This window comes from Mycobacterium helveticum, from assembly GCF_007714205.1.
Taxonomy (GTDB): Bacteria; Actinomycetota; Actinomycetes; order Mycobacteriales; family Mycobacteriaceae; genus Mycobacterium; species Mycobacterium helveticum.
In genome coordinates this window covers 1-524 of the sequence record NZ_VMQU01000358.1, presented here as the reverse complement: position 1 = coordinate 524, position 524 = coordinate 1, and the positions used below count along the sequence as shown (strand labels likewise).

The following is a 524-nucleotide window of genomic DNA, read 5'->3' as shown; positions in this document are numbered from 1 at the left end:
AACCATCTACAGACCCCGAGTCTCCGTGAACGGATGGGTGGCTCGGACGTTTTCGTCTACCACGGCTACAGTCAAATGCTGCTGAATGGCCGGTGGGTCAAGGCCACGCCGGCGTTCAACCGCGAGTTATGCGCGCGCTTCGGGGTCCCTCCTATCGAATTCGACGGTCAGCGAGACGCCATGTTGCACGCCTACACAGGCGACGGCTCCCAACACCTGGAATACCTCCATGACCGTGGCGTTTTCGACGACCTTCCCCTCACGGAAATCATCGACGCGCTGCGCGACAACTACAGCGAACTCATCTACGAACCTCCGCCCATATCAGACTCGTTCACCAATTAACAGTTTGAAAGATTATGCTTGTGCAAAGCACTAATGCGGGATATCTCACGGCAGCTAACCGAAAGGACGCCTCCCTATGACAGCCGCCTCACCCTGGCTCAACCCGGAATTGGAAGCGCTTCGTGATCTCGCCGCAAAGTTCGTTGCCACTGAGATTGCACCCCACTCAGAGCGCTTCG

The 524-nt window shown here is 57.1% G+C and carries 1 pseudogene; it reads left to right on the top strand.

The features are described from left to right. Positions 1-345 (top strand): annotated as a pseudogene (locus tag FPZ47_RS27910) (transglutaminase); the annotation flags it as partial. Positions 346-524 lie beyond the last annotated feature (179 nt).